The 3,232-nt window shown below is 53.3% G+C and carries 4 protein-coding genes; 3 read left to right on the top strand and 1 reads right to left on the bottom strand.

All coding sequences use genetic code 11. From position 1 onward, the window contains the following. On the bottom strand, positions 1-707 hold a 707-nt coding region (locus Q1K24_RS09650), incomplete at its 3' end, for a Sir2 family NAD-dependent protein deacetylase (RefSeq protein WP_300369489.1). 229 nt (positions 708-936) lie between these two features. Here Q1K24_RS09650 and amrS point away from each other — a divergent pair. The 3 genes from amrS to Q1K24_RS09635 form a co-directional block, all read left to right on the top strand. Then, a complete protein-coding gene (amrS, locus tag Q1K24_RS09645; RefSeq protein ID WP_300369486.1) occupies positions 937-1,929 on the top strand; it encodes an AmmeMemoRadiSam system radical SAM enzyme in 993 nt (330 codons plus the stop codon). A 63-nt stretch (positions 1,930-1,992) separates the two neighbouring features. Next, positions 1,993-2,790: an AmmeMemoRadiSam system protein B gene (amrB, locus tag Q1K24_RS09640; protein WP_300369483.1), complete on the top strand. Its 798-nt coding sequence runs from the start codon at positions 1,993-1,995 to the stop codon at positions 2,788-2,790. A gap of 116 nt (positions 2,791-2,906) precedes the next feature. Next, positions 2,907-3,232, top strand: a 326-nt coding sequence (locus Q1K24_RS09635; RefSeq protein WP_300369480.1) for a hypothetical protein, incomplete at its 3' end; no start/stop codon positions are given.

The raw sequence follows: 3,232 nt of genomic DNA, 5'->3' as shown, positions 1-3,232 counted from the left end.
CCGGTAAGGCGTACCGTCGGGACGGCGGTGCCGGCGCCGATCTCGACGATAACGAGGTTCAGACGCTTGACGATGCAGCGCTGAAGGAAGTCCTCAAAGCACTCTTCCTGATCACTTGTGCGTCGGCTGTCCCATCCCCAGTCGCCGAACATCAGGATGTTGGGGCGTGCGGTGGCGCCGCAGCGCTCGCAGTGGGGCCACTTCAGTGCCCGGAACTTTTCCATGTCGATGGGCACTTCGATCCCCTCGGCGCTCCAGATGCCGGCGTCGCAGCTGGTGCACTGGAGGTGGTGGATGGAGCCGTGGCACTCGACGATTTTCTCTTCATCAAATCCCGCTTTTTGAAACTGCCCGTCCACATTGGATGTGAAGACGAACCACTCCTCTTTTTGCTTCGCAGCATCCAGCAACATTGAAAAACCGGGATGCGGCACCGTGTCGCGGTAGAGATGGAGCCTGTGACCGTAGAAGGCCCACGCCAGTGCAGGATCGGCTTCGAACCAGTGGGGATTGGCGAGCTCGACAAAGCTGAGCCCCAATTTTTTCGCGACCGGATAGGCACGCCAGAACCCTGCATTGCCCCGGAAATCCGGGAGGCCCGAGTCCACCCCCATCCCTGCGCCTGCGGTGATCAGCAGTGCATCGGCGTGTTGCAATGCCGCTTTGGCGGCTTCGATGGTTTCGTTGGAGAGAATGTCGTTTTGCATATGGAAATTATATCAGAGGGTGGAGGTGAGTGGGTAAGAGGGTGGCAACGATTTTACGCTCTTACCCTCTCGCCAGCCGCGAAGTGGCGATCCCACACTCTCACCAGGCGAACGCAGTGAGCATCTCACCTTTTCCCTTAAAATTTTCTTGACATTTCTCTTAAAAAGAGTTAGAATGACTAAAGATTGAGTGAGGTTTTATAAAGAAACTTCAGCAAGGAGCTTTAAGGTGCAATATTACAAACGCGAACCCGAAAAGAGCAGAATCGTCTGTCTGCTATGCCGCCACTACTGCAAGATGAAAGAGGGGCAAGTGGGCATCTGCGGGGTCAACAAAAATGTCGATGGCGAACTGAAAACGCTGGTATACGGCCATCCCAGCGCACTGAACGTCGACCCCATCGAAAAAAAACCGATCTACCATATGCTGCCGGGTGAAACGGCGCTGTCGTTCGGCACAGTGGGATGCAACTTCAAGTGTCCCTTCTGCCAAAACTGGCAGATTTCACAGGAGACGAAGGTCAACGAAGAGATCTACGTGAGCCCGGAAAAGATGGTCGATCTGGCCCAGGAGTACGGAGCGAAATCGATCGCCTACACCTACAACGAACCGACCATCTTCTACCCCTACGCCAAAGATATCGGGGTTATCGCGAAGGAGAAAGGGCTCAAGAATATCTTCGTCTCCAACGGCTTCGAAAGCCCGGAGATGATCGAAGATATGAAAGATTGGCTGGATGCCGCCAATATCGACCTCAAATCCTGGGACGAAGGGTACTACAAGAAGGTGCTCAAAGGAGGGCTGGAAGCTGTCAAGGATACCCTGCGGCGCATGGTGGATGCCGGCATCTGGGTCGAGGTGACGACCCTTTTGATCGAAGGAGAAAACGACAGCGACAAAGATTTGAAGGAGATGGCGGCGTTCATCGCCAACGATCTGGGACGGCATGTTCCGTGGCATCTGAGTGCGTTTCATCCCGATTACAAGATGCAGGATCACCAGTGGACCGGTGTCGAAACACTGATGCGCGCCAAGAAAATCGCCGAAGAAGCTGGGCTCTGGTATGTCTATCTGGGCAACGTGCCGGTGCACGGCGACACCCACTGTCCCGACTGCGGCGAGCTGCTGATCGACCGGACGGGATATAATGTAACGGTGAACAAGCTGGTCGACGGCAAGTGCCCCAAATGCGGTCGCAAGATCGAGGGAATATGGAAATAGTGAAAAGTTGGGGGATGCCCGCTACGCGGGCTACCATATAGAATATAGAAAAAGGAGGGTGATATGACAGTACGCAAAGCGGCGGTGGCCGGGCAGTTCTATCCGGCGTCACCGGAAGAGATCAAGATGATGTTCGACCATTTCAACAAGGTATTGGAAGGGCATCTCAAAAATCCCGATCTGTTGAAGACGAAAACCCGTGCCGTCATCGTGCCGCATGCGGGGTATGTCTACAGCGGTTTCACGGCCAACGTGGCGCATCGTCTCCTGGGAAACAGCGGAGTGAAGCGGGTCGTCGTAATCGGGCCGAGCCATCGGGTCTATCTGCAGGGAACCAGTGTCAGTGAATACGATCTGTACGAAACGCCTCTGGGAGATCTGCCGGTTGATCGCAATTTTGCGACGGAACTGATCAGTAAATTCGGTCTGGGCTTCATGCCCGATGCCCATTACGAGCACAGTACCGAAGTACAGATGCCCTTTATCAAAACCTATCTGCCCGAATCGCGGGTCGTAGAGCTGGTCTACGGCGACGAAAATCCGAAGAATCTGGCGCCGGTAATCGAGTGGGCACTGAACGATTCCGATTCAGGTGTCGTCATCAGTACCGATCTGAGCCACTACTACGATATCGAAAAAGCCAAAGCACTCGATTCCATCTGCCTGGACGCCGTCAGCAAGCTCGATCCTTCCGAACTGCACAGAGGGTGCGAAGCGTGCGGAAAAATCGGCGTCGAAGCGATGTTGATCGCCGCGAAAAACCTGAACCTCGAACCGCTGCTGCTCGACTATCGCACGAGTGCCGACGCCAGCGGCGACGAAAGCCAGGTGGTCGGATACATGAGCGCGGCGTTTATCTGAATAGTGAAAAACTAAAAACTAAAAGTGAAAAGTTTTGGATGCCCGCTTTGCGGGCTTTCATTGAATTAAGAAGGGTTCGGGAACTTCATGCTAAAATAGAGAAAAAAGGATGTCAGATGAAACGATGGATGGTATTTTTGACGGCAATGTCGCTGGCTGTCGCTGTGCAGGCGGATCGTATCAAAAGTACGACGATCGCCTGTCCGGATATCAAAACGTTCGAGGAGATCGAGCAGAAAGAGGGAGATTTCAAAAACAAGAATCTCTATCTGATGCAGAAGGGGTGTGTGGTTCTGACACCGAAAGACAAAATCCATATTCTCGAACCGGACAGCAACTGCTGCGGCATCTATTACCGTATCCAGATCGATGCGACCAACGACATCATGTATGTACGGAAATACAATGTCTATGTGGAACAGTCGGGAACGGGAAATATTTT

It is taken from the genome of Hydrogenimonas sp. (genome assembly GCF_029932565.1).
Lineage (GTDB): Bacteria > Campylobacterota > Campylobacteria > Campylobacterales > Hydrogenimonadaceae > Hydrogenimonas.
This window is presented reverse-complemented; position numbering and strand designations above follow the sequence as displayed.

Excerpts from the sequence above, each read along its gene's own strand:
- amrB (WP_300369483.1), top strand. The coding sequence starts at position 1,993 with ATGACAGTACGCAAAGCGGCGGTGGCCGGGCAGTTCTATCCGGCGTCA.